The organism is Nitrosomonas sp. (genome assembly GCF_040256045.1).
GTDB lineage: Bacteria > Pseudomonadota > Gammaproteobacteria > Burkholderiales > Nitrosomonadaceae > Nitrosomonas.
Genome location: NZ_JBDZWD010000001.1, coordinates 1 through 22,859, shown reverse-complemented (window position 1 = coordinate 22,859; position 22,859 = coordinate 1). Strand labels below are relative to the sequence as shown.

At 51.4% G+C, this 22,859-nt stretch carries 22 protein-coding genes and 1 riboswitch; of the genes, 11 read left to right on the top strand and 11 right to left on the bottom strand.

Going from position 1 to position 22,859, the window contains the following annotated elements; genetic code table 11:
- Positions 1–89: 89 nt before the first annotated feature.
- Genes ABUL11_RS00110 through ABUL11_RS00085 form a run of 6 tightly spaced genes read left to right on the top strand, consistent with a single transcriptional unit; the run spans position 90 to position 6,546 of the window.
- Positions 90–611, top strand: coding sequence for a GspH/FimT family pseudopilin (locus tag ABUL11_RS00110; RefSeq protein ID WP_350281833.1), 522 nt, complete (start codon positions 90–92; stop codon positions 609–611).
- Positions 605–1,036, top strand: a complete 432-nt coding sequence (gene pilV / locus ABUL11_RS00105; protein ID WP_350281832.1) for a type IV pilus modification protein PilV — start codon at positions 605–607, stop codon at positions 1,034–1,036. The genes ABUL11_RS00110 and pilV overlap by 7 nt, the downstream gene beginning before the upstream one ends.
- Before the next feature lie 14 nt (positions 1,037–1,050).
- Positions 1,051–2,058 (top strand): PilW family protein, encoded by a 1,008-nt coding sequence (locus ABUL11_RS00100; RefSeq protein WP_350281831.1) that lies wholly within the window; start codon positions 1,051–1,053, stop codon positions 2,056–2,058.
- A gap of 24 nt (positions 2,059–2,082) precedes the next feature.
- Positions 2,083–2,655, top strand: coding sequence for a pilus assembly PilX family protein (locus tag ABUL11_RS00095; protein ID WP_350281830.1), 573 nt, complete (start codon positions 2,083–2,085; stop codon positions 2,653–2,655).
- 13 nt (positions 2,656–2,668) lie between these two features.
- Complete coding sequence (locus ABUL11_RS00090) at positions 2,669–6,109, top strand: pilus assembly protein (RefSeq protein WP_350281829.1); 3,441 nt, start codon at positions 2,669–2,671, stop codon at positions 6,107–6,109.
- A 32-nt stretch (positions 6,110–6,141) separates the two neighbouring features.
- A complete protein-coding gene (locus ABUL11_RS00085; protein WP_350281828.1) occupies positions 6,142–6,546 on the top strand; it encodes a type IV pilin protein in 405 nt (134 codons plus the stop codon).
- A 144-nt stretch (positions 6,547–6,690) separates the two neighbouring features.
- On the opposite strand, the gene ppx is transcribed toward ABUL11_RS00085, so the two are convergent.
- From ppx to rpiA, 3 genes are all read right to left on the bottom strand, one after another.
- On the bottom strand, positions 6,691–8,226 hold the full coding sequence (gene ppx / locus ABUL11_RS00080; RefSeq protein ID WP_350281827.1) for an exopolyphosphatase: 1,536 nt from the start codon (positions 8,224–8,226) through the stop codon (positions 6,691–6,693).
- Positions 8,227–8,251: 25 nt separating this feature from the next.
- On the bottom strand, positions 8,252–8,959 hold the full coding sequence (phoU, locus tag ABUL11_RS00075) for a phosphate signaling complex protein PhoU (RefSeq protein ID WP_350281826.1): 708 nt from the start codon (positions 8,957–8,959) through the stop codon (positions 8,252–8,254).
- 142 nt (positions 8,960–9,101) lie between these two features.
- Positions 9,102–9,761, bottom strand: coding sequence for a ribose-5-phosphate isomerase RpiA (gene rpiA, locus ABUL11_RS00070; RefSeq protein ID WP_350281825.1), 660 nt, complete (start codon positions 9,759–9,761; stop codon positions 9,102–9,104).
- A 217-nt stretch (positions 9,762–9,978) separates the two neighbouring features.
- Between rpiA and mutL the strand changes: the two genes are divergently transcribed.
- On the top strand, positions 9,979–11,793 hold the full coding sequence (gene mutL, locus ABUL11_RS00065; protein ID WP_350281824.1) for a DNA mismatch repair endonuclease MutL: 1,815 nt from the start codon (positions 9,979–9,981) through the stop codon (positions 11,791–11,793).
- 285 nt (positions 11,794–12,078) lie between these two features.
- On the opposite strand, the gene ABUL11_RS00060 is transcribed toward mutL, so the two are convergent.
- Both ABUL11_RS00060 and apaG read right to left on the bottom strand, forming a co-directional pair.
- Complete coding sequence (locus ABUL11_RS00060; RefSeq protein ID WP_350281823.1) at positions 12,079–12,825, bottom strand: SAM-dependent methyltransferase; 747 nt, start codon at positions 12,823–12,825, stop codon at positions 12,079–12,081.
- A 13-nt stretch (positions 12,826–12,838) separates the two neighbouring features.
- Positions 12,839–13,222, bottom strand: a complete 384-nt coding sequence (gene apaG, locus ABUL11_RS00055) for a Co2+/Mg2+ efflux facilitator ApaG/CorD (RefSeq protein WP_350281822.1) — start codon at positions 13,220–13,222, stop codon at positions 12,839–12,841.
- A 191-nt stretch (positions 13,223–13,413) separates the two neighbouring features.
- Positions 13,414–13,496, top strand: a riboswitch (cyclic di-GMP riboswitch).
- 77 nt (positions 13,497–13,573) lie between these two features.
- Here apaG and ABUL11_RS00050 point away from each other — a divergent pair.
- Positions 13,574–15,715 carry a S8 family serine peptidase gene (locus ABUL11_RS00050; protein ID WP_350281821.1) on the top strand — a complete coding sequence of 714 codons (2,142 nt, stop codon included), beginning with the start codon at positions 13,574–13,576 and terminating at the stop codon, positions 15,713–15,715.
- A 196-nt stretch (positions 15,716–15,911) separates the two neighbouring features.
- A complete protein-coding gene (locus ABUL11_RS00045; RefSeq protein ID WP_350281901.1) occupies positions 15,912–16,028 on the top strand; it encodes a PEP-CTERM sorting domain-containing protein in 117 nt (38 codons plus the stop codon).
- A gap of 409 nt (positions 16,029–16,437) precedes the next feature.
- Here ABUL11_RS00045 and ABUL11_RS00040 read toward each other — a convergent pair whose 3' ends face one another.
- The 4 genes from ABUL11_RS00040 to fliD form a co-directional block, all read right to left on the bottom strand.
- Positions 16,438–16,725, bottom strand: coding sequence for a GIY-YIG nuclease family protein (locus tag ABUL11_RS00040; RefSeq protein WP_350281820.1), 288 nt, complete (start codon positions 16,723–16,725; stop codon positions 16,438–16,440).
- A 392-nt stretch (positions 16,726–17,117) separates the two neighbouring features.
- Positions 17,118–17,489, bottom strand: coding sequence for a flagellar protein FliT (locus tag ABUL11_RS00035; RefSeq protein WP_350281819.1), 372 nt, complete (start codon positions 17,487–17,489; stop codon positions 17,118–17,120).
- Complete coding sequence (fliS, locus tag ABUL11_RS00030) at positions 17,486–17,956, bottom strand: flagellar export chaperone FliS (protein ID WP_350281818.1); 471 nt, start codon at positions 17,954–17,956, stop codon at positions 17,486–17,488. The genes ABUL11_RS00035 and fliS overlap by 4 nt, the downstream gene beginning before the upstream one ends.
- A 47-nt stretch (positions 17,957–18,003) precedes the next feature.
- Positions 18,004–19,449 (bottom strand): flagellar filament capping protein FliD, encoded by a 1,446-nt coding sequence (fliD, locus tag ABUL11_RS00025; protein ID WP_350281817.1) that lies wholly within the window; start codon positions 19,447–19,449, stop codon positions 18,004–18,006.
- Between the two features lie 319 nt (positions 19,450–19,768).
- Between fliD and ABUL11_RS00020 the strand changes: the two genes are divergently transcribed.
- Both ABUL11_RS00020 and ABUL11_RS00015 read left to right on the top strand, forming a co-directional pair.
- A complete protein-coding gene (locus ABUL11_RS00020; protein WP_350281816.1) occupies positions 19,769–20,026 on the top strand; it encodes a type II toxin-antitoxin system Phd/YefM family antitoxin in 258 nt (85 codons plus the stop codon).
- A gap of 3 nt (positions 20,027–20,029) precedes the next feature.
- Positions 20,030–20,305, top strand: coding sequence for a type II toxin-antitoxin system RelE/ParE family toxin (locus ABUL11_RS00015; RefSeq protein ID WP_350281815.1), 276 nt, complete (start codon positions 20,030–20,032; stop codon positions 20,303–20,305).
- Between the two features lie 131 nt (positions 20,306–20,436).
- Here ABUL11_RS00015 and ABUL11_RS00010 read toward each other — a convergent pair whose 3' ends face one another.
- Positions 20,437–20,793 carry a flagellar protein FlaG gene (locus tag ABUL11_RS00010; protein WP_350281814.1) on the bottom strand — a complete coding sequence of 119 codons (357 nt, stop codon included), beginning with the start codon at positions 20,791–20,793 and terminating at the stop codon, positions 20,437–20,439.
- Positions 20,794–20,973: 180 nt separating this feature from the next.
- Complete coding sequence (locus ABUL11_RS00005) at positions 20,974–22,134, bottom strand: flagellin (RefSeq protein ID WP_350281813.1); 1,161 nt, start codon at positions 22,132–22,134, stop codon at positions 20,974–20,976.
- Between the last annotated feature and the right edge of the window lie 725 nt (positions 22,135–22,859).

Here is a 22,859-nt window from a genome sequence, read left to right as displayed (position 1 = left end):
AGTACGTCCGGGAAAGGTGCAATTGCCGGAATTATTTCTTTATTCTGCTATTACTTTTAATAAACAGTTCCAGTGATGGAAACGATACGATGACTGAAGCTGTCGGCAAGGGTTTCACCATGATCGAACTGATGCTTACCATCAGTATTGCTTCCATTCTGCTCGCCGTAGCCGTGCCGAGCTATCAATCCCTGATGCGGGAATCACACCTGACCACGCAGGCAAATGAGCTGATGACTTCGCTGCATTATGCCCGCTCCGAAGCCGTGAAACGAGGGATAAGGGTAACCCTCTGTAAAAGTTCGGATGGTGCATCCTGTACCAATGGAAGTAACTGGCAGGATGGTTGGCTGATTTTCAGCGATACGAGTACGGTTGGTTCAGTTGATAGCAGAGATGAAGTATTACGGGTTTTTCCGGGATTAAATGGCAGTACATTGGGTGGGGGAGGGAATTTCGCCAACTGGGTTTCCTATCTGCCCAATGGACGCAGCCAGGGAAGCGGTAATCTTTCTAATGGAGTTTTCAGCCTGTGTAACCAGGCCAGCGGGCGTAATGTCGTTGTGAATAATTCCGGTCGGCCAAGAGTGGAGAAAGTATCGTCATGCTGAGCTCTTATCCACGTTTCCAGACAGGTGTCAGCATGATCGAGGTACTGGTGGCAATCATTGTTCTATCGATCGGGTTGCTGGGAATGGCGGGGCTGCAGACGGCCGGGTTGGCGCACAACCAGAGTGCCAGTTTTCGTTCGACTGCCTCTGTGATGGCGTACGGTATTCTGGACAGTATGCGCGCCAACCGGGTCGAGGCGGGTGCAGGCAGCTATAACCATTTACTGGAAGATGCGGCGCCCGCCGGGGATACTATTTCCGGGCAGGATGTGAGCAACTGGCTCGATGAACTTGCCTTGCGGCTGCCGGAAGGTTTGGGAAGCATCGATGTAGATGCAGACAACAAAGTAACTGTTCTGATCCAGTGGGATGACAGTCGAGGTGCCACGGTGCCCCAGCAGTTCGCCATGACTACCCGACTGTGATAATGATGGACAGCATGCAGGGAAATCACACATTCAGCCGGAATCAGCAGGGCCTGACCCTGGTGGAAATGATGGTCGCCATGACCATTGGACTGGTGCTGCTGGGTGGAATAATAACTGTACTGTCTTCCAGCCAGAGCACTTACCGCGTCAATGAAGCGATGGCAAGGCTGCAGGAAAATGCCCGTTACGCCTTTCAACTTTTGTCCCGCGACATTCGCATGGCAGGGTACCGGGGATGCGCAGGTGACGGTGTTGCGGTAACCAATGTTCTGGAAGATGCTACAGGATTTCTGTGGCGGCTCGATCAGCCTCTGGAAGGATTTGAAGCAACAGGTGCAAATGGCTGGACTCCTGCTTTACCAGCCGGAGTGATTTCGTCTCAACAGGGAGGCCGGGACATTATTGCAGTACGAGGGGTGGAGGGCACTGGCACCAATATACTTTCACACCCGTCGGATTCTGCTGGTTTGAGTATCCCGTCCGGTAGCGGATTAGAGATTAACGATACTGTTCTGGTGAGTAACTGCCAGGGTGCTGCCATTTTCCAGGTTACCGGTATCAGTACTTCAGGCGGCCAGGACACCATAGAACATGATGGTGGAACCGGTAAGCCCAATTCCACGGCCGCACTGGGGCGGACTTTTACCGGCGGAGAAATGGCGCGTATCGGCACAAGAATTTATTACATTCGACTGAATCCTCGCGGAATTCCAGCGCTTTACTGGAGAAGAGGAGGAAATACCGAAGAGCTGGTCGAAGGCATAGAAAATCTACAGATCCAGTATGGTGAAGACGCCAATGGAGACCGGGCAGCCGATATTTATCGTACAGCAGACCAGGTGGCAGACTGGGAGGCAGTAGTCAGTGTGCGCATCGATCTGCTGGTGCAATCCGTGGAAGATGGTATTGCCAGCCAGCCGCAAACCTATATCTTTAATGGCTTAAGCGTGACACCGGCCGACCGCCGATTGCGCCAGACATTTTCCACCGTAATTACACTGCGCAACCGTGCTTCCTGATTATTCTTTCTGAAGAGCAGAAAAATGGATCCGATTCTTCCATCAGACTCCGGTGACAGTAAACAGCCTGCTTTCCTTGCTTGCAATGGCAGGGATGGCATCGTTTCCAGTCAGCGAGGGGCTGTGCTGGTGACCGGTCTGATCTTTCTGGTCATCCTGATGCTGCTCGGGACGACAGCTATGCAGGGCACGCTGCTGGAAGAAAGAATGGCCGGCAATCTGCGCGATGAGACACTTGCTTTCCAGGCGGCAGAAGCTGCTTTGCGATCGGGTGAGCGCTTCCTCGAACAAGTCACCCTTCCGGAATTCAACGGCTCGGACGGGTTGTACCATCACGCAGATTCTCCGGCACCCGATCCTGTCAATTGGCAGGATTGGGAAACCAGCGGCAAAACGATCGATGTCACCATGGATGGTGTGGCCAGCGAGCCTCGCTACGTTATCGAACAACTTCCCAGTGTTCCACTGATGGGTGAAGGTGGGAGTGCCCAGCAATCCGGCTCATTGCTCAATGCAAGCATGTTTTGCGTCATTGCCCGCGGGGTGGGGGGGAATGACGTAACGATGGTGGTGTTGCAGAGCACCTATCGGAGATAAAAAGGAGTCTGAAATGAAAACCGGTCATATCATAGCGGCGATCCGAAGAGCAATACTGCCACTCGTTCTGATGCCATTGCCTGTTCAGGCAGCTTTGTCGTTATCTGATATACCGTTGTTTCTGACGACTGCAGTCGATCCCAACATCATTTTCACACTGGATGACTCCGGTTCGATGCAGTTCGAGATCATGCCGGAAGGGTTGATTATAAAAGATGTACGCTTTGTTTACCCTAGAGTAAGCAATACGTATGGAGAGGGGAGTTACAACAATTATGTAGCTGGTTTCGATTTGAATAATGGTTATACCGCCAAGTTGCGTTCCAGCCATGTCAATAAAATCTACTACGATCCGACTGTGCGTTATCTGCCGTGGAGCAAGGCCGACGGGTCACTGATGGATAATGCAGACATCACTTGTGCACCACACAATCCGTTCAATACTGCTGCGGGTTGCCGTAATTTTCAGGAAGATAACTCGGATACGGTGGGAGTGAAATGGCTTAACAGTGGAGGTACATTGACCGATGCAACCGTTACGACAACGGGTACAGGCAAGAATAAAAAAACAGTATATGAATCTTTTTTTCCGGCGGTGTATTTCCACTATAAGGGAAGCGGTAGCATCGATTCAGCCAGCAGTTATACACAAGTTGAAATCAGATCCGGCAAGACTTATACCGGGAGTCCTGGCCGTACCGATTGTGCAGCCGCACCGACGTGCACCTACGATGAGGAAATCCAGAATTTTGCCAACTGGTATACCTATTACCGTTCTCGCGTGTTGCTGGCGCGCGCCGGGGTCGGTCGTGCGTTTGCAGCACAGAGTAGCAATATGCGGGTTGCGTTCGGCGCTATCAACCAGGGGAGCTCTACCATAGATGGCAAATCCACCAGTACCCTCATCACAGGCGTTCGCTTGTTTTCCGGAACGGATCGAACCAATTTTTTCGACAAACTGTATAAACATACTATTCCCGCTCAAGGCACTCCGCTGCGTACCGCCATGAATGGTATCGGCAAATACCTGATGCGTGATGATGAAAAAGGGCCATGGAGTGATACACCAGGACAGAGTGGTGGTGTTCAACCAATATGTCGGCAGAATTATCACATTCTGATGACGGATGGCTATTGGAGCGATTCATTTTCTGATTCTAAGATAGAAAATTCTGATAATTCTGCCGGAAGCAACATTATTAACCATTTTCCCAATGCCACTCCCGCAACTTATCAGTACAAACCCATTTTGCCGTATTCGGATAGTTACAAAAATACTCTCGCTGACGTGGCAATGCATTACTGGAAAACTGATCTGCGTACCGATCTGGACAACAAGGTGCCGACCAATGCCAGGGATCCGGCTTTCTGGCAGCACATGGTGAATTTTACGGTTGGTCTGGGGGTTGAAGGCACACTGACCAGTCTGCCTGGCAGCCCTGGTGGACCGACAGGCTGGCCTGATCCGACAAAAAGTGAACCCGCGAAGATCGATGATCTCTGGCATGCTGCGGTCAACAGCCGGGGTGAGTTTTTCAGTGCGCAGGACCCGGTTGCCTTTGCCAGCGGGCTGAGCAGTGCACTCAACAATATGACTGCCAGAATCAGCTCTGCCGCTGCGGTAACCACCAATACCAGCCGGCTCAATACCGGTGCACAGATTTATCAGGCAAAGTTCAACAGTGCCGACTGGAGCGGACAACTGCTGGCATTCAATCTCGAATCCGACGGATCGTTGGGTGTATTGCAGTGGGAAGCTTCTGAACAGTTGCCGGCGCATGCCGACCGGTCGATTTTTACGCATAACGGAACGAGTGGTCTGGCATTTACCGCTGCTAATTTTTCCTCGCTTTCCACGGAGCAACAAGCCGCATTAGATAAGAATCTATCAGGTGTCAGTGATGGGCAGGGGATGGTCCGCATCGGATGGCTGCGTGGCGATAAAAATGGTGAAATCAGTCAGGGAGGAAGTTTCCGCAACCGTAACAACGGCGTGCTGGGTGACATCGTCAATTCGGATCTGCTGTATATCAAATCACTGGATTTCAGTTACGATTCCCTTCCGCCTGCAACGCCGGGACAGACGTCCTACCATAGCTACAGACAATCGAACAGCAGTCGTACCCCGGTGGTTTATACCGGGGCAAATGACGGCATGCTGCATGCCTTCAACGCTGAAACCGGGAGGGAATTGTTCGCTTACGTTCCGGCAGCTGTTTATGCCGGGTTGAACCGTCTGACGGCTTCCGGTTATGCACACCGTTATTTCGTCGATGGCAACGCCTATGCCGGAGATGCCTATATTGGTGCGACACCTGCCTGGAAAACAGTTTTGCTGGGGACGTTGGGTGGTGGCGGTAAGAGTGTGTTTGCGCTGGATATCACTGATCCGGTCAATTTTTCCGCATCTAATGTGCTGTGGGAATTTACCGATGCCGATCTGGGATTCGTCCACGGCCAGGCAAAAATTGCACGGCTGAATGATGGTTCCTGGGCAGCGATCATTGGTAATGGTTATAACGGTAACAGCGATCGGGCTTATCTCTTTATTGTCGATCTGCAGACGGGAGCGCTGATCAAAAAAATTCCGACCAGTACCAGTACAAACAACGGTCTCTCCACTCCGGCGCTGGTGGATACCAATGGTGACAAGATTATCGATATTGTTTATGCGGGTGATTTGCGGGGAAATATCTGGAAGTTTGATCTATCGCAACCTGATTCTGCTCAATGGAGTGTAGCGTATATCAATAAGCCTCTGTTTACTGCCAGAAACGCGAGTAATCAGGTACAACCGGTTACTTCTCCGCTGGAAGTGGGCTACCACAAACAGGGGGGATATATTATTTTCTTTGGGACTGGTCAATTTGTCGCTGACAGTGATAAAACCGACAAGAAGATACAAAGCCTGTACGGGATCTGGGACAAAGGTAGCGCAATTACGGAAACCAATCGCAGTGTGCTGCAGCAACAGACGATTACGGCTGAAACAGTCATCCCGCCTTTTGAGCGTACTGTTTCCAGTCATTCGGTCGATTGGGAAACCAAACGCGGCTGGTATATCGATCTGCTGCAGCCGCCGGAAGAAACAAAGCAGGGCGAGCGCTCAGTCATCATGCCCATGCTGAATTTCGGGCGAGTCATTTTTACTACATTGATTCCTTCCATCGATCCGTGTGAAGCGGGTGGACGCAACTGGCTGATGTTGCTGAATGCTGAAAATGGTGGAATGATGTCCCCGCCACAGTTTGATACCAATCATGATGGTAAATTGGATAGTGGTGATCGTGTGATTGCCGGGGTAAGTTCTGATGGGATTCGCAGTGAATCGGTAGCTATCAGTGCCGGCAGTCTGACGCACCTGATTGCAGCTACGACGACTGGGGCAGTTGAGAAGGTAACAATCAGCAATGGTGCACCACCGCCGCGCCGATCCTGGAAACAGCTACAGTGAACAAAAGGATGGGTTATATGGATATGACTCGGATGTATACAAAGAATCGTGGACTTACCCTGATCGAGACGATGGTTGTGGTGGCGATCATCGGCATTCTGGCAGCAGTTGCCTATCCGTCTTATCAGGAACATGTACACCGCACCAATCGCGCTGAAGCCAGAGGTATCCTGCTGGAAATGGCGCAACTACTCGAACGGAACTATACCGAAACCAACAGTTACGAAAGTTTTGCACTGCCGGTTACGCAATCACCACGAACAGGAACAGCAAAGTACACCATTCAGTTTTCTGCAGATACACCTACCCGTAACACTTATACGCTGGAGGCCGTGCCGGAAGGTTCCATGGCAGGGGATGCTTGCGGGACGCTGACGCTGACCCAAACGGGTGCCAGGGGTGCAGATGGGGTTGTTGCCGAATGCTGGCAGCGGTAAGTCAGGATTTTGATCAGGCTGCAAACCATGAGATCCGGCATGAATTTTTCATCATCTTGTCAGTCGGTTACAGAAGCACTGGATTGCCACGTCAGCCTGCGTCTACTCAATGACGAAGGGGCGTAGTTGATCTGAATCGAGCTTTCAGGCTACGCTGGATCGAGTATGACGGCCCTTTACCCGGTTCTCAATACGGAAATCGACATCCACTTTTGCCCACGCTCCGGTTTCATTATCCAGCAGTGTACCGGTCAGCGGGTTGCGTTCGAGCCACGCTTGCGGGATAAGCAGCATGCAATGTTTTCCGCTCATGGAAAGTACCATGTCCGGGAGATTGATATGCGTGCGGCTGCGGTAAAAAATCGCAGCGATACGTAAAGCGATCGAGCGGGCAAGATTGACGGGCTGGCTGAGGAAATCCCGGGTTTTGGCAAGTGAACCATGATGTGAAAGTACCAACTGGCTCAACTGAGATTGTTCCATTCTGGAAAAGCCGGGGATATCGGCATTATCGAGAATATATGCAGAGTGTTTATGGTAGCTGGTATGGGCCACCGAAATGCCGATTTCATGTAAACGTGCTGCCCAGGAAAGCAGCTTGAGTGCATCTTCCACTTTTTCCTTATCAGGATGATCGGCCAGCAGCTGTTTGCTGAGCATAATTGCAAGTGACTCGATACGGGCCGCCTGTACCGGGTCCACCCGGTAGCGCTGCATGAACTCCTGTACGGATATTTCACGGGTATCTTCCTTGTGGAAGCGCCCCAGCATGTCGTAGAGTACGCCTTCACGCAGCGCGCCGGTGGCGATTGCCATGCAATCGATGTTCAGTTCCGTGAAGATAGCCGACATGATGGCAAATCCCCCCGCGATGATCGCTTTACGGGCCGGATTCAGTCCGGCGATTTCCAGTTTCTTGATATCACCGGTTTTAAGCAGGAATTCACGCAATTTTTCCAGTCCTGCAAGCGTGATGATTTCCTCGCTATTGCCATCGTTATAGCCGTTCAGCGTGAGGATATGAGCCAGTGCACGTGCGGTTCCGGAAGAGCCGTAGGCTTTCTGCCAGTGGGATGAGGAAAACTCAGCCGCAATGGACTGTATTTCAGTGCGTGCTGCCAGCTCGGCGTGTTTCAGTGATCCTTTAGTAATTTTTCCATCAGGAAAAAAGTGCAGACTGTGGTTGATACAGCCTACGGGAAGGCTTTCCAGTTTGTTGGATTTCAACCGGTTACCGATGATCAGCTCGGTCGATCCACCGCCGATATCGACTACGAGCAGATGATTATCAGAGATCGGCAGACTGTGTACGACGCCAAGATAAATCAGCCGTGCTTCTTCATGTCCAGCAATGATCTCGATCGGGAAGCCCAGGGCATTCTCAGCCTTGCGGAGAAAATCCGTTGCATTCCTGGCAACACGCAGTGAGTTCGTTCCCACTACTCTGACTGCATGACGCGGGAATCCGCGCAAGCGCTGACCGAATCGTTCCAGGCAGGCTAATGCACGATCCTGTGATGCTTCATCCAGAATCTGGTCATCAGACAGTCCCGCCGCGAGCTGTACCATTTCCTTCAGGTTGTCGAGCAGATAAAGCTGTTTTTCCGCTATTCTGGCAACCTGCAGATGAAAACTGTTGGAACCCAGATCAACCGCAGCAAGCGTAGAGTATTCGTGCATGATTTCCGGTTTTTCCCCAGACTGTTTATTTTCCTACTTCGCGCTCGATTTCATCGGCTGAGACGTGGCGAACGTCCTTGCCCTTGACCATGTAGACAACATATTCTGACATGTTTTTGGCATGATCGCCGATACGCTCGACTGCCTTGGCTGCAAACAATATCTCGATCGCAGTCGAAATTTTGCGCGGATCTTCCATCATGAACGTTATCAGATGCCGGATGATCGAGCGAAATTCCTCGTCCACCTGTTCGTCCTGGCGAACGATTTCTGCTGATGCGTTCGGATCCACCCGGGCAAAGGCGTCCAGTGCCTTGCGCAACATATCCATGGCAATGGCCGCAATATGCCGTATTTCGACAAAACGTGGTGTATACATGCGGTCTGCGGCATAGATCAGTTTTGCCATACGGGCAATTTTGGCTGCTTCATCCCCGATCCTTTCCAGATCAGTGATGGTGTTGATGACGGTCATAATCATACGCAGATCGATGGCAGTTGGTTGTCTGCGCACGATAACCTGGGAGCAGAGCTCATCGATCTTGATTTCCATGGCATTGACACGATGATCATTGTCGATCACCAGCTCGATCATATGCTCGTTGCCTTCAGTCAGTGCCTCGATTGCATTCTTGATCTGCTCTTCGACCAATCCGCCCATTTGCAGGACACGCGTGCGGATTTCTTCGAGATCAGCATCGAATTTTTTTGAGAAATGTTCTTTATTGACCATGTTATGCATCCTGGAGAGATAATCATGTAATTTTATACGTTGATGATGATGATCTGATGACAGCCAGAGCGCCGTGCCAGGGATGCTGCAGTGGACAGACTGATTACCCTGCCTCGTTCCGGCAGGGTAATCAGCTCTGTGTCTATACTGTAATGGTCTCCACTCCCTGGTCGGTACCCATCAGCAGTACGTTGGCTCCCCGTCTGGCAAACAGACCGTTCGTTACCACACCTGCAATCTGGTTGAGGGCAGTTTCCAGCTCAACCGGATTCATGATATTCAGGTTATGGATATCGAGAATGATATTGCCGTTGTCGGTAGTGAATCCCTGACGCCAGGCCGGTTGTCCGCCCAGCAGTGTGATCTCCCGGGCGACATAGCTGCGTGCCATCGGAATGACTTCCACCGGTAGCGGAAATTTTCCCAGTACCTTGACCAGTTTGCTCTGGTCAGCAATACAGATGAATTTACGTGCAACCGCCGCTACTATTTTTTCACGTGTCAGTGCACCACCGCCCCCTTTGATCATATGCATATTCCGAGTGATTTCATCCGCACCATCGATATACACCGGGAGTTCACTGACGGAATTGAGATCCAGGACCTCGATGCCGTGCTGCTTCAGACGGTTTGCAGTAACTTCGGAGCTTGCTACGGCACCCTCGATCCTGTGTTTGATCCTGGCCAGCTCATCGATAAAAAGATTGGCGGTCGACCCTGTTCCGATGCCGATGACTTCACCTGTCGGCACATGCTGCAGGGCTGCTTGTGCCACTGCCCGTTTCTGCTCGTCTTGTGTCATGATGGTTTTAAATATTTGGTTCCTGAAATTCATTATTGCTGCAATCGAGCCAAATTTCCGGGATAGCATCGTTTTTTGCGATAACCCGCTGTTATCGGGCAAATATCGCATACTATCCCACCTGCTCAGCCTCAAGCGTACCATAACTTGAAGCCGGTATAATGCTGATTCGATTAGTTCCTTTGTAGGTTTCCATTATCCCGCTTCCGGTTCCCAAATGAGTACAATCAGATTACTTCCCGATGGATTGATCAGTCAGATAGCCGCGGGAGAAGTCATCGAACGTCCGGCTTCAGTATTGAAAGAGTTGCTGGAAAATGCCATCGATGCCGGTGCGTCGGATATATCGGTCAATATCGCGCAGGGCGGGCTGAAACTGATTCGCGTGACCGACAACGGTGGAGGTATTCCGGGAGAAGAGCTGTCTCTCGCCCTTACACGCCATGCGACCAGCAAAATTACCAGTCAGGAGGATCTGTACAGAATCACCAGCCTGGGATTTCGGGGAGAAGGGCTGGCCAGCATTGCATCGGTTTCAAATTTATTGCTCATCAGCCACCAGCCGGGCGGAAAGCATGCCTGGCAGATACGCAGCGAAGGCATACGGGTCATGCAACCGGAACCCTCATCACACGCAGCAGGTACTACAGTTGAAATTCGGGATCTGTTTTTCAATCTTCCTGCCCGCCGCAAATTTCTCAAAACCGAAGCCACGGAATTTGCCCACTGTGAGGAAATCATTCGCAGGATGGCGCTGTCCCATGCCGGTATTGCCTTCACATTGCGGCACAACGGAAATCTGCGCAGCCACTGGCAATCGGCAGAAGCTGCTGTTCGCATAAAAACTGTGCTTGGTGAGGAATTCACCCGGTCGGCGGCATGGATCGACGAGCAATCAGCTGGCATCGGGCTGCAGGGTATGCTGGCATTACCCGCGTATTCACGCGCTGCACGTGACATGCAGTATTTCTTTGTCAACGGGCGCTTCGTGCGCGACAAGCTGATTACCCATGCCCTGCGCGAGGCCTATCGTGATGTGCTGCACCTGGATCGTCATGCTGCTTTCGTGCTGTATCTGGACATCGATCCCGAACAGGTGGACGTCAACGTACACCCGACCAAAACCGAGATCCGTTTCCGTGAAGCACGGGCAATACACCAGTTTATCTACCACGGTGTCAGCAAGGCGCTGTCCTCACCTCGTTCCGGCATGGAATCATCGCAATCATCCTCGCAGTTTACGATGGCTGCCGTCATGCCGCCTGATGAAAAGCATGTACCTGCCGCGCCGATGCTGAACTACCCCAGACAAACAGGGCTTCCATCGGAAATGATTGCGCAGCCTTTCAATTTTTATCAGGTGTTATCCGGTAGCGAATTTGATTCCACTGCCCCCCAGAACCCATTTCATCAAACCGGAACAGGGGAAAGCAGTGAGCATCCGGCCATGCCTCCGCTGGGTTTTGCACTGGGGCAACTTCATGGCGTCTATATCCTGGCGCAGAACCGGAAAGGGCTGCTAATCGTGGACATGCACGCGGCCCATGAGCGTATCGTCTACGAGCAATTGAAGTTGCAGATGGACGAGCAGACGCTGTCCGCACAACGGTTGCTGATTCCGGTGACATTTCACGCAGATAGTCTCGATATTGCCACGGTCGAGGAAAACCAGCCGCTTTTGCAGCAGCTGGGCTTTGAAGTAACTGTGCTGACTGCTACTACACTGGCGGTGCGTGCGGTGCCGGCTATTCTGCAGGATGCTGATACGGAAAAGCTGGTATGTGATGTGCTGGATGAAATCAGAAACGGAGATCCCGGCCAGTTACTTGCAGCTCGCCGCAATGAATTGCTGGCAACCATGGCCTGCCATGGCGCCGTTCGCGCCAATCGTCCACTGACACTGGTTGAAATGAATGAACTGCTGCGCAAAATGGAAGTGACTGAACGTTCGGATCAGTGCAACCACGGACGGCCGACGTGGTTTGAAATCGGTCTGGCTGAACTGGACAAAATGTTCATGCGTGGGAAATAGCTGCCAGTCAGACAGAAATACCCCCCAACCATCTTTTCGAATGCCCTGGGACACGAAGCAACTCAGTTATTCGATTGCAGAGATAAAGGGAGATACTTTACCTATATCGGCTTCCTGGATCGCCACGTCACGATGTGACTCGCGAAGACGGAGGTGTTATGCACTACAGTGGTCCTTTATCAACCAACGTCTTTGCGAATGCCCTCAGGCATGAAGCAATCCAGTCATTCGATTGAAAAGGCACTGGATTGCCGCGTCTGCCTGCAATCTCTTCGCTATTCTGGTTCAGAATTTTTTCGATTGCTTCTGTCCATGCAGCAGAAAAACGGTCGGTTTTTTTTGCAGATCAGGCCAGTTGCCTGTACGCCACTCGCCAATCGATTTTGTTGATACATATTCATCTGCTCGGGTCAGGTTGCAGGCTACACATAAATCCGTTTTCGTATGGCATTGCTGTACCAGTGCTTCCAGCAATTTCTGGTTGCGGTAGGGGGTTTCGATGAAAATCTGGGTTTCATCTGCCGTGATGGATGTTTGTTCCAATCGGGCAATTTCTTTATTTCGTATATCCAGTGCAACCGGCAGATACCCATGGAAACGAAAACGCTGACCGTTCAGCCCGGAAGCCATCAATGCCAGCAGAATCGAAGAAGGGCCGACGAACGGCACCACCCGGATTTTCTTGCGGTGTGCCAGCCGGACGAGTGCTCCCCCGGGATCGGCGATTGCCGGACAACCTGCTTCGGAAAGCAGGCCGACATTCTCGCCGGCGAGCAGGGGTGCCAGCAATGCTTCTATTTCACCTGCAGGGGTATGTTCATCCAGCACTTCCAGCTTGAGAGTTTGTACCGCCCGCAGTGGGTTTACCTGCTTGAGGAAATGGCGAGCTGTTTTGGGATGTTCGACGATAAACCGCTCCAGCCGGCTGATTCGCTGCCGGACTTCAGCCGGCAGTATCCAGCCGAGATCGCCTTCACCCAGGGGGGTCGGGATCAGGTACAGGGTGCCATGAAGCATGACATCTGCGGGCATGAGGTCTGCCAGATCAGTGCAGCACGCGCGGCACGCTCAGGATGAATTCAGGGATTTCCACTGAAAAATGAAAACCGTCTTCGGCCACCATCTGATAGGAACCCTTCATCGAACCGGCAATCGATGAAATTGCGGTTCCGCTGGTGTATTCGAAGGTTTCACCGGGTTTGAGCAAGGGTTGCTCGCCGACTACGCCCAGCCCGCGCACTTCGCGCGTGACGCCATCCCCGCTGGCGATGATCCAGTGACGGCTTACCAGTTGCGAAGCTACGCTGCCGGTATTGTTGAGGGTAATGGTGTAGGCAAATACATACCGTTCCGTCTCAGCATCAGACTGATCTGGTAAATAAATTGTGCGTACTTCCACCTTGATGCTATATTTTTGTCCGTTTTCCATACGCCATATTCCACACTATTTTGAGAGTGACAGCAAGCAGCCGCTATATCAGAGCCGCTTTGTATCAGCCAAAGGGGAAACCTGCATCAGAATTTTCTGAGCTATCGAATCACAAGATGATGAGTTAACTCAGAATCGACGCCGTAAAGATTCAAAACAATCCTGCCGTATTCATACCAGCATCATGCTGTAACCGATGAAGGCTAACCTGTCGTGAGACAGGGGTGCAAAGTTTCCGATCCTGATCTGTTGTCAGGAAAGCGGCACTGCCGAGGGTTGCATCCGATTTTTCATTCGGATGTGCGTGCTGGTAAGTCGGCCTCGTATAACCTACTTTTCAAGGATCCGTGCATGGCAAATGCAAAACCAGTTTACTCACTTTTTCATTCTACTGTTCGTAATGGTATTACCGGTATTTTTCATCATTCTTTCAGTTTCCCGATTCTTCTGATTCTACTGATCGCTTTTTCCGGCAGCGGCTATGCCAATTCCGGCAAGGAAGCTCGGGCAGCTGCCAAATTGAAAGCTGCCAGCAAAACTGTTTCTCCATCCCGCTGGGCGAAAGGCCGCCTGCTGGTCGTTCCGCGTGCCGGTTTGACTGCGAAGGAATTCGATAAGGCTACTAAACCGTATGGCGTGAAATCCAGGCGCAAGCTCAACAGGCTGAATGCGCTCATCTACGAACTGCCCGATGGCGTGGATGAAGTCAAAGTATTGGATAAACTCAAAAAAGACCGGCGCTTCAAGGCAGTTGAACTGGACAGGCTGGTTGAACCTGCTCAAGTCGTCACGGACCCCGCTTTTGGCAACAGTTGGGCACTGCCTAAAATTCAGGCACTTGCCGCCTGGGATATTGCTACTGGTGACGGTGTGACCATCGCGATTCTGGATACCGGTGTAGATAGTACTCACCCTGATCTGGCCGCTAACATGCTCCCCGGCTGGAATGCGTATGACAACAATACAGATACCAGCGATGTCTACGGTCACGGTACTAAAGTAGCCGGCACGGCAGCCGCAGTCGCCAATAACGGTGCCGGCAGTTCCGGTGTAGCCTGGAATGCACGCATTCTGCCGGTACGTATTTCCACGCTGGATGGCCGTGCATACTTGAGCGACATGGCCAGGGGTATCCGCTGGGCGGCAGACAATGGCGCCAGAATAGCCAATATCAGCTACGGTGGGGCGGAAAGCCTGACTGTCCAGTCGGCTGCCAATTACATGCGCAGCAAGGGCGGGGTAGTGGTCATGTCCGCGGGTAACTCCGGTGGATCGAATAATTTCCCCGCCAGTAACGCCATCATCGTTGCTTCAGCCACGGACAGCAAAGACGCTCGCGCCAGTTGGTCCAGTTACGGGCCTTATGTCGATGTGGCTGCTCCCGGGGTGAGTATCTATACCACGTTACGTGGTGGCGGTTACGGCTATGTTTCCGGTACTTCGTTCTCCAGCCCGATCGTGGCGGCAGCAGCAGCATTGCTGTTTTCCATCAACCCGGATCTTGCCCCGGCGGACATCGACCAGATGTTGACCGCTACTGCGCAAGACATTGGCAGTGCCGGTTATGACCAGTACTACGGCCATGGCCGCATCAATGCCGCCAATGCTGTTAATGCTGCCTATGCACGCATCAGCGTAGATAGAACGGCACCGGCTATCAGCATTGCCTCTCCCACTGGCGGAACAGTCTCCGGCAGCGTGCCGGTAGATGTAAATTATTCCGACAACAAGGGCGTGGTGCGGGTGGATCTGTACGTCAATGGCCGCAAAGCAATCGAAGATACCCAGCCACCTTTCGCCTTCGCCTGGGATACCACCACACTGGCGGATGGCAGCTACACACTGGTGGCATACGCCTTTGATGCTGCCGGCAACCAGGGCACTTCTTCCTCTGTGAAGGTTACGGTAAAAAATATCGTTGCAGATACCGCGCCACCGACGATCAGCATTGCCTCTCCTGCCGGTGGAGCCGTCGTTTCAGGCAGTGTGCCGGTCAATATCAATTCTTCCGACAATATTGGAGTGGTGCGTACGGAGCTGCACGTCAACGGTAAAAAAGTGGCGGAGAATCCCCAGTCGGGCTCTGGTTTTATCTGGGACGCAAAATCACTGGCGGACGGCAACTATACGCTGGTAGCGTATGCCTTTGATGCTGCCGGCAACCAGAGTGCTTCCTCTGCAGTGACAGTCAGTGTAAAAAATATCGACACAACTGCAAACACCGAACCGCTGTCGCAGATTGCCTCCTTCAATCTCAGAGACGGGCAGAAAGTCAGCCGTTACCAGAATATCAGGGTAACGGCCGATAAGAATACCCGCAAAATCAACCTGAAAGCCAATGGTGGAGTCATCGCTATTGCTAACGGTAACTCATTGAGTTATCGCTGGAATACCTGGGAAACGATGCCGCGCGGCAGTAATATTACTGTCACGACAGAAGCGTTCAATGCCAAAGGAGATATCACCAGCAGAACAGTCACGGTAAGAAATTAGTATTTTTCTTTATCAGCTATGAAAGGAGAAGATCCTGTTGAAACAGGGTGTTTTTTGTCGGAGAAATTGACAATTTTATATCAGAGCTAAGCGTGTAGAGTATTAAAGACCTTATAAACAACAATATAACGTTGTGGCATGTTTTGTGCTGTCTACACAGTTATAATATTGAAGGCTTGAGCCACTATGTGTTGGGATACAAAGCTTTAAGATACCAGGTGAAATCGAAATTCCTGAACCGACCAGCAGCATGTTACTGTTCGGTGCCGGGCTGCTGGGATTGGGCTTGATCCGTCGTCGTAAGCAGGCCTGATCGGAAACGGATAATAAATAACCATAAGTGAAGCATAGACTTGAGCGCCGGTTTCCGGCGCTTTTCTTTTGTACCCTGCGTTTTATTCCGTCTTTCTCCCGTTCATAAGGACAGCGCAAGTTAGGTCATACTCACCTCGTCATGTGATGAGGCTGAAAGCCGACACTGCAATCCAGTGCTTTTGCAATCGATTCTCTGGATTGCTTCATGCCTGACGGCATTCGCAAAGACGGCGGTGGATAAATGACCACTGTGGTGCATAGCATCTCCGTCTTCGCGAGTCACATGGTGACGTGGCGATCCAGAATCGATAAAGGAAAGGTATTTTCCTTTTACCTCTGCAACCGGCTGACGCGGCAATCCAGTGTTTCAAAGGTTGCAGCTCATGGAGGATTCGATAGAAGTTCCCTTAAAGTATCGCTGGATATAAATCTCGCCAGCCTGGGTTTTGTACTTCGATCAGGATAAGTTTTTTTGCACGGCTACCGCTTTTGATCTGCTTTTCACGCAGAATCGCACTTTCCATCGATTCGTCCTGCTCATACCAGACCAGCAGCTTACAGTGATATCGTCGGGTAAATCCTTCGATAACACTTTCTTTATGTTGCCAGACACGTTGTACGAGATCAGAAGTGACTCCTGTATATAACGTGCCGTTGCGCCTGCTGGCCATGATATAAACGCACGGCGCCTTCATTGTCTGCTTATTGCTGTCATTCTGGATTGCTTCTCAACTACTGGGTTGCTACGTTTCCGCCACCTGCTTCATTGCATTTGCAGTCGTGGCTAAAGGCTACGCTTCCTTGCAATGACAAGTCGCTCCGCAAAGACGGTAGAAGTTGATGTGAACTGTACTATGCCCACGCCGTCGTTGCGAGGAGGCCGCAGGCCGACGCGGCAATCCAGTGCATTTGCAATCGACTCTCTGGATTGCTTCATGCCCTGAGGGCATTCGCAAAGACGGCGGTGGATAAATGTTCACTGTGGTGCATAGCATCTCCGTCTTCGTGAGTCACGCGTCTTTAGCCGCGACTGCGAATGCAATGAAGCAGGTAGCGGGTGGCGAGGTGTAGGGATCTGGCAGCTCGATTACGAATCGGTCTGGTAGGTTTGTCCCAGTTTCCGTTTTTGGCCATAGCTGGTCAGTTTATTTTGCAGTTGTGTCATCCACGGTTCGGTAATGTTGCGGATTTCGGCATCACGTTCCAATATTTCGTGAATGAGGCTAACTTTTTTTTTCTTTTGTTCATCACTCAACTGCTCGTAGGTATGCTGCTCTATCAGCCAGGTGGTCAGGTGTTTGCAATCCTGTTCCAATGCTACCAGCCTGTCCCAGTCGCTGTTTTTCGCTGCTTGCAGCATCTGGTCGGTGATCGTCAGTATGGCTTCATAGGTGGCGATTATCTGCATACCGTTTCTGTTGTCCTCTGACGGATGTCCGGATGGGGTATCGAATTTCATGCCATTGCACCTGTACTGGTCGTATCTCCGATTGTATGTTGGGTAGCCGTTTGTGCATCTGTTTTTCCGGCAGGTTGATTGCCAATCGATGTCCACGCTTCCTGCAGTTCGCCCAGCAGGTGGCTGATTTCCACGATGATCGCCGTATCGTTTTGCAGATTGGCGGTAAGCAGTCGTGCGGTCATGTAGTCGTATAACTGTTCCAGCTGGTTGGCCAGTTCTCCACCGGCTGTTTTATCGAGACTGGCTTTGAGGCCATGGTCGATGATCATGATTGCCTTGGAAATCATCTCTCCTTTGGCCGCGATCTTGTTCTGCTGGATATACAGCCGGCTGCAATCCAATGCCTGGCGCGCACCCTCGAACAGCATCAGGATCAGCTTGTGCGGATCGGCAGATACCACGCCGGATTCGACACCCACGCGCTGATAACTGCTGATTGCACGGCTGGGGGAGTCAATGAACATGATCAGTTTCTCCTACTTGAAAATGAGAATAGGGGTTGATGCCCTGGTTATTTATCACCGATTTTAGGCAGATTGGCCAGTTGCTGCTGCAGATAGTTGCTGGTCTGAGTCATGCTGGCAATCATTGTATCCAGCGCCGTGAACTGTGTCCGCAGGCGTTTTTCGACTTCTTCCAGCCGGTGCCCCAATGCATCACGCTGCTTGCCGATTCCCTTGATCATACTGTTGATGCCATCCATGCGGCTATTGATCAGGCCATCGCTGCGAGTCATGCCATCGATCAACTCACTCAATCGGGAAGCGAAACCTTCAACAGAGGTTACTCCATCTCCCGCCTGTGTGGTGAAAAACGCCGCAATATTCTTGTCCGGATCATTCAGCACGGCGCTCAGTTTGTTGTTATCCAGCGCCAGTGTGCCATCCTTCTGAAAGCTGATACCCAGTTCGGACAGCGAGTTGATTCCGCCGGCAGCGGATTGATTGCCATTCAACATGGCGCGTACCCGGCTCTGGATCATGCGCACGGTGGAATCCCCGGTCAGCACTGCTGCCTGCTTATTGGCCGCATCGTAACGGGAAAGATTGCCAATGGTTTTTTCCAGCTCATTGTAAGTGGTGACAAGCGCCTTCACCGCCGCCTCAGTGCTACTTTTATCCTTTTCTATCGTCAGTGTTGTACTGGTGTCGGGGTTGGCCTTGAGCAGATTGAACGTCACCCCCTCCAGTGCATCGCTGATGGTGTTGGACGATTTTTCCACCGTGATGCCATCGATCACCATAACGGCGTTCTGGGCCGCTACTGTCTCGGTCATGTTTCTGACGCCATCGGCCGAGGTATCAAAGGCAAGTTTCGATAATCCGGCATTATCGGTGTGGTTGCCATCTGTATCGTTCACGCTGATCTTCAGCGCATTGGCCAGCCCGCTGTCCTTGGAAGAAATCACCAGCCGGTTGCCATTGCCATCATTGACGATACTGGCTGTCACTCCCGCATTCGCTTCGTTGATAGTGTTTCGAATATCTGCCAGCGTCGATTTGGCCGGATCGATCGTAATCGTTTTGGCCGTTTTCTCCGCATTAGCGGTAAAAATGCCTCCGCTATACGTTCCGAATTCGATCGTCAGTGAGCCACTGCCGATTACTGTATCCGTGGTGGTAAATGTTTCCGACTTGATTTTTTGTGCCTGCGCCAGCGACCGCACTTCGATCTGGTGCGTACCCGCTGCTGCACTCGAAGAAGTGCTTACCGTGGCTAACGTCGTATCCGCCAGTGTGGCCTTGAAGCTGTTGAACAGTGAAGGTTTCGCCAGCGCCTTGACACTATCCTGAAACGACGACAATGCACTTTTCAGGCTGCCAAAGGCAGAGAGCTGAGCCTGCTGTTTCGCTTCCTTGGTATTGAGCTGCGTCAGCGGGCGCTGCTCGACCTCCATCAGCTTGCTGATGATTCCGCTGACATCCAGCCCTGAGCCGATTCCTGGTGATGAAAGCATGATTTATATCCTCGATCTGATCTGTTTTATTCCGTCACTGCCTGCTTTTACAAGCTCCACCAACCTCCATCCATCCTTACGAGGAAGCCGCAGGCTGAGTAGCAATCCAGAGAATCATAACGGCAGCGGCGAAAGCGACTTTACACATTTTCTGTCAATATCGTACTGGATTGCTTCACGCTCGAGGCGTTCGCAAGATGGTCCCCTAACATTTACTGTCGCTGGCCTTGCTGCATCCATTCGGTTAACAGTACTTTATATAGATCTATTAATAATGCGTATAATGGAAGTTTGTAACGTACGATTAAAGGGTTGAAAAATGAATGCTATTAATGCAAATGATCTCAAAACCAGAGGCATTGCGGCGATCGAAGTGCAACTGGAGGAGCAACCGGAAGCGATGATTGCTGTGCGAGGCAAAGATCGCTATGTCGTCATGCAGCTGGAACATTACTATTATTTACGAGAGTGTGAATTGACTGCCGCGCTGGTAGAAACACGAGCGGATCTGGCTGCCGGACGTTATGAGCAGGCATCGCCGGAAGTGCATCTTACACGGCTGGATGCACTGAAGTAAACAGTGGGTTATTCCCTGATCTTTACGGATGCTTATAACCAGCGGGCGGCACGCTGGTTAAAGCATCATCCTGATTTGCGTGCACAATATTTGAAAACGCTGCAAATCCTCGAAGCGAATCCCTATCATCCTTCTCTGCGGTTGCATGCATTGAGCGGCAAACTGCAGGGAATATATGCCATTTCAATTAATCTTTCTTATCGGATTACACTGGAATTCCTGATCGAGGATAAGCGAATTATCCCGATCAATATTGGAAGCCACGATGTTGTTTATTAACCTGTGAACAAAATGAGGGAGTGGTTTCCCGCATCCGGTTTTTACCTTGAACAAAGCAAGAAAACGGTTCGTTGCACGGGGAGAGGTGAGAAAGGAGAGGGGTGGCAGCATGTTCGCTGCCTGGGTGTCCACTACGCCTGGCCGTTGAACAGCAATCCCTGAATTTTTCCCAGCGTGCGGGCAATCGTGATCGCTTCTTCCGAAGGAATCTGGCGAATCACTTCCTGAGTTTGTATATCCACGATTTTGACCACCGTTTTACCGGTATCTTCATCGATCGAGAATTTCAGGTTCTGTGATAGCGTCTGAGTGAACTGCTCGATTTGCTGTACCGCCTCTTCCACCTGCTCCGGTTTGATATCGCCGGTTTCAGCCGGCGCTCTGCGAGCAGCAGCCGTTTCGTGCTCTCCTGTCCGGGTGGCCGATACTGCCGGCTGAACAGGTGCTACCGTCTGGAATAGTTCAGTAGCGACTGCGTTGATATTCATGTCAATCTCCTTTTAATCTACTTACCAGTCTTTGCGAGGCGGTTGTAAACCGCCGTGGCAATCCAGCCACTTCCCCTTTTGCCGTCATTGCGAGGAGGCCGCAGGCCGACGCGGCAATCCAGTAATCAACCTGCGTCACTGGATCGCCACGTCACGTTGTTCCTCGCGATGACGTGGGGCTTATCTCAACAGGGACAACACATTGTTCGGTAATGCATTGGCCTGTGCCAGCATCGCGACACCAGCCTGTTGCAGAATCTGCGCACGGGTCAGAGAAGCGGTTTCAGCGGCGAAGTCGGTATCCTGAATCCGGCTGCGGGAAGCAGACAGGTTCTCGCTGGTTGTTTGCAGATTAGTGATGACTGAGCTGAAGCGATTTTGGATCGCACCGAGATCAGCACGGGCTGAGTTAACGGCTTTGAGCGCAGCATCCATCGCTGTGATCGCTGTATCGGCTCCGGCAATACTGGAAACGTCTAAAGCAGCAAACCCTGTGCTGGTTGTAGGATTGGTAGTTGCAGCAGTCAGACCAGTTGTCGTGGCATCTGCGCTAGCTCCGGCGAAGGCGATTACGATATTCGGTGTGGCAGGCACAGAACCAGAGTTGGTTAACACCACCTGTTCCGGAGCAGAGGATAAAATTGTTGCATAAACTCCCGTTTGAGAGGAGTAAGAGTTAATAGCGCTCATGATACTTGAGGCACGGTTTGCGGCATTGGTATCAGCAGCGATGGCGCCGACGCTTACTCCATTAATAGTCAAGTGGCCGGCGGTGATTGCAGTGAATGCGCTAGCGGCGGCTCCTGTTACCTGAGCGATGCTGGAGGTACCGAGCGTGGCGCTTGTGGCACTTGTAATGCTGGCAATACTGATCGTTTCACCAACGTTGGCGCCGACCTGGAAAGCCTTGTTGGAAAAGCTGCCATCAAGCAGTTTGGTGCCATTGAAGCTGGTCTGGGTGGCGACGCGATCGATTTCAGACTTCAGTTGGGCTACTTCCTTCTGCAATGCTTCACGGTCATCAATGGAATTTGTGGCATTGCGCGACTGTACGGCCAGCTCGCGGATACGCTGCAGATTGTTACCAATTTCACCGAGTGCACCTTCAGCCGTCTGTGCCAGTGAGATACCGTCGTTGGCATTGCGCGCAGCCTGATTCAGACCACGGATTTGTGCGGTCATCCGTTCGGAAATTGCGAGCCCGGCGGCATCGTCCTTGGCGCTGTTGATGCGCAGCCCGCTGGATAAGCGTTCCAGTGCGGTACTCAGTGCACTTTGCGAGGTATTGAGGTTACGTTGCGCGTTCAGCGATGCGATATTGGTATTAATGACCTGTGCCATTTGTATTTCTCCTTCCTTGTAAAGGGGGTTACTTTTTAAAGTATTGTGGCGCCTTTTCCATAAGGCCCACCATCGTTTCCCGGCCTTGATCCGCGTTCAATGTTTGCAGAGTTTTCAACCGCCGTTGAGAGCAGTAAACGGACAGCCTGCGGAAAGGTTTAGCGGAATAAACAGAAAAAACAGTTTTATTTTTTAACCAGTGAAGGCTGGAATTGAAGGGAAAATCAGCGGCTATTTGGGTGTTTGACTAAAAGGCGGCATTGCGAACGCGCAGCGTGAAGCAATCTAGTATCCACCTCCCCGTCATTACGAGGAGGCCGCAGGCCGACGCGGTAATCCAGCAGCAATGATAACGAAGGCACTGGATTGCTTCGTCAGCTGCGCTTCCTCGCAAAGATGGCAATTTTTATCACTGGCCGGTACTGGACTACTACCTGCCACATTACACTCACACATGTGCTTGCTTTATCTGCTGCTCAGCTTGGATAAGGTAACTGCCTTCAGCCAGCGTCAACCATCCAAATGACCCGGAATTTTTTAGATTTGCCTAAATGCAAAAAGCGAAGTGTCGTTTGATGAGAATGCAAGGTTTGATTGGTTTAGAAAACCTTGTTGGAGGGCGGAGTTTTTCGCCTGTTTATAGCTATGTTTCCTGAGGTGCAAACGGTGCAGAATCTGTCGATAACCATACATTTACCAAGCTGCAAATCCAATAATTTTCTTGG

What these genes read in the sequence shown, in the direction of transcription:
- phoU (WP_350281826.1), bottom strand. Translation starts at nt 8,959, where the DNA reads ATGGTCAATAAAGAACATTTCTCAAAAAAATTCGATGCTGATCTCGAA.
- fliS (WP_350281818.1), bottom strand. Translation starts at nt 17,956, where the DNA reads ATGTTCATTGACTCCCCCAGCCGTGCAATCAGCAGTTATCAGCGCGTG.
- ABUL11_RS00110 (WP_350281833.1), top strand. Translation starts at nt 90, where the DNA reads ATGACTGAAGCTGTCGGCAAGGGTTTCACCATGATCGAACTGATGCTT.
- pilV (WP_350281832.1), top strand. Translation starts at nt 605, where the DNA reads ATGCTGAGCTCTTATCCACGTTTCCAGACAGGTGTCAGCATGATCGAG.
- ABUL11_RS00010 (WP_350281814.1), bottom strand. Translation starts at nt 20,793, where the DNA reads ATGAATATCAACGCAGTCGCTACTGAACTATTCCAGACGGTAGCACCT.
- mutL (WP_350281824.1), top strand. Translation starts at nt 9,979, where the DNA reads ATGAGTACAATCAGATTACTTCCCGATGGATTGATCAGTCAGATAGCC.
- ABUL11_RS00040 (WP_350281820.1), bottom strand. Translation starts at nt 16,725, where the DNA reads ATGAAGGCGCCGTGCGTTTATATCATGGCCAGCAGGCGCAACGGCACG.
- apaG (WP_350281822.1), bottom strand. Translation starts at nt 13,222, where the DNA reads ATGGAAAACGGACAAAAATATAGCATCAAGGTGGAAGTACGCACAATT.
- rpiA (WP_350281825.1), bottom strand. Translation starts at nt 9,761, where the DNA reads ATGACACAAGACGAGCAGAAACGGGCAGTGGCACAAGCAGCCCTGCAG.
- ABUL11_RS00050 (WP_350281821.1), top strand. Translation starts at nt 13,574, where the DNA reads ATGGCAAATGCAAAACCAGTTTACTCACTTTTTCATTCTACTGTTCGT.
- ppx (WP_350281827.1), bottom strand. Translation starts at nt 8,226, where the DNA reads ATGCACGAATACTCTACGCTTGCTGCGGTTGATCTGGGTTCCAACAGT.
- ABUL11_RS00090 (WP_350281829.1), top strand. Translation starts at nt 2,669, where the DNA reads ATGAAAACCGGTCATATCATAGCGGCGATCCGAAGAGCAATACTGCCA.
- ABUL11_RS00035 (WP_350281819.1), bottom strand. Translation starts at nt 17,489, where the DNA reads ATGAAATTCGATACCCCATCCGGACATCCGTCAGAGGACAACAGAAAC.
- ABUL11_RS00085 (WP_350281828.1), top strand. Translation starts at nt 6,142, where the DNA reads ATGTATACAAAGAATCGTGGACTTACCCTGATCGAGACGATGGTTGTG.
- ABUL11_RS00005 (WP_350281813.1), bottom strand. Translation starts at nt 22,134, where the DNA reads ATGGCACAGGTCATTAATACCAATATCGCATCGCTGAACGCGCAACGT.
- ABUL11_RS00020 (WP_350281816.1), top strand. Translation starts at nt 19,769, where the DNA reads ATGAATGCTATTAATGCAAATGATCTCAAAACCAGAGGCATTGCGGCG.
- fliD (WP_350281817.1), bottom strand. Translation starts at nt 19,449, where the DNA reads ATGCTTTCATCACCAGGAATCGGCTCAGGGCTGGATGTCAGCGGAATC.
- ABUL11_RS00060 (WP_350281823.1), bottom strand. Translation starts at nt 12,825, where the DNA reads ATGCCCGCAGATGTCATGCTTCATGGCACCCTGTACCTGATCCCGACC.
- ABUL11_RS00095 (WP_350281830.1), top strand. Translation starts at nt 2,083, where the DNA reads ATGGATCCGATTCTTCCATCAGACTCCGGTGACAGTAAACAGCCTGCT.
- ABUL11_RS00100 (WP_350281831.1), top strand. Translation starts at nt 1,051, where the DNA reads ATGCAGGGAAATCACACATTCAGCCGGAATCAGCAGGGCCTGACCCTG.